The 1682-nt window shown below is 74.3% G+C and carries 1 protein-coding gene and 1 pseudogene; both read right to left on the reverse strand.

The annotated features are described in order from the left end of the window. Positions 1–373, reverse strand: a pseudogene (locus ACZ6ZT_RS05605) (hypothetical protein); the annotation flags it as partial. A gap of 708 nt (positions 374–1081) precedes the next feature. Continuing rightward, on the reverse strand, positions 1082–1501 hold the full coding sequence (locus ACZ6ZT_RS05610) for a hypothetical protein (RefSeq protein ID WP_469715800.1): 420 nt from the start codon (positions 1499–1501) through the stop codon (positions 1082–1084). Between the last annotated feature and the right edge of the window lie 181 nt (positions 1502–1682).

Below are 1682 nucleotides of genomic sequence, written 5' to 3' on the forward strand. Positions count from 1 at the left end.
GTCCGTTGGTCACGGCCGTGGGGCCGGACGGCTTCGCCTTGTCCGGCCGGCGGGCGCCACCCTCCGAGGAACCCGCCTCCGTCGCGCGCGGCGGCACCGCTATCGCGCCCTCGGCGCGGCCACCGGCCTGGGGGCCGTCGGGTGCGACGACCTCCGGGGCGGCTTCGTCGGCCGCGGAACCTTCGGCCTGGGGAGCCGCCGGGGCGGCCCCGGCGGCTTCGGTCCCCTGCTCTGCCCGGCCCGAGTCCCGCGCGGAGTGCTCCCGCTCGGCGACTTCGGGTCCCGGCCGGCCGTCGTCGTCCGCATCGGCGTCGCCGGACTCCTCCGGGGCCCCGGCGGCCCCCCGTTCGGCGTCGGCAGGGTCCGACTCCACTTCGTCACGCCCTGCCGGACCCCCAGTGGTCTCGGCGTCGGTCTCGGCGTCGGTCTCGGCGGAGGCCGTGGCTGCCGGGCCGGGCTCATCCGAGCCCGGCGTGCACCCGGGTCCGCCGCCAGCGGGGGTCGGCTCGACTTCGCCCGAGCCCGCCGGCTCCCGGGCGGGCTCCGCCTCCGCTTCACCGGAATCCGCCCCGGCCCGGGGGTCGGTGGGCACCTCGCCCGCGCCCTCGGACTCTCCAGGGGCCCGGGCGGGCTCCACCTCGGCGTCGGCGCGCGCCTCGTCAGGCTGCTTCCGGCCGCGGGCGGACTCCGTTTCGGCGGCAGCGGAAACCGGCTCCGCTTCGGCGCGCTCCGCACCTTCAGCGGGCCCTTCCGCAGCCCGCGGGACGGACGTTCGTGGTTCGTCCGGGGTGTCCTCCGACCGTGATCGGTCCGCCGCCCCGGCCCCCGCGTCCGTCACCGTCTCAGCCTTCATGCCGTGCCCCACCTTGCTGCTCACACCCGGTACCGCCGGTTCTCGCCGTCATCGTCAACCATCGGCGGGACCGCCGTACGGCCCGCTGATCACCTAGATGCCCAGCGCCCCCGACGCGTTCCGCCCGCGCCGAGCTGTGACGGTTCGGTCATACTCCGCCCCCCACCAGCCCATTCGGGCCGCAGCGAGCTCCGTTGAAGGAGCCGCCGAAACGGGGTCGGACGCCGCTTACGGGTTCGGCACAGCCATGACGAGGCCGCAGCTGACGGGGTGTTCGTCGTTGATGACCGAGAGGTGCCGCGTGGCCCAGCGGTCGAGCTGCGGGCGGACCCAGGCCGGGTCGTACGCCGCGGTGGGCAGCTGGGGTATGCGCTTGCGCCCCGTCTCATCGAGGCGGTAGGGGACGTCGAAGGCCCTGTTCCAGTCATCCACGGTTGCGGCGAACCGCTCTTCCGCTTCCCTCGCGTCGACCCCCACGTACCGGGCGATCTCCGCCCAGGAACTTCCGCGCTCACGTTCGTAGATCACGGCCGAGGCCAGTGCCCGCTCGGCGAGTTCGACGAGCTGGAACGCCTGGCTGACGCGGCCCCCGGGCCCGGTGTCCGGGTCGTTCTCGGTGGCGACCAGGCCGGCCGCGCTGTCGGCCACGTCCACGGCGTGGTCGCAGAGGACCAGGCGCGCCAGGGCCTGGCGGGTGAACCGGGCCCGTTCGGCGTCGTAAAAGAGCGTTTTGTTCCGCCTTGGGTGTTTGGTAAGTAACGTGGTGTCAGCGGATTGGGTCCACGCATGGAGGCGTGTGAGGATCCGCCCATGGAGTGCGATGTGTGTG

The organism is Streptomyces sp. NPDC102258 (assembly GCF_055584685.1).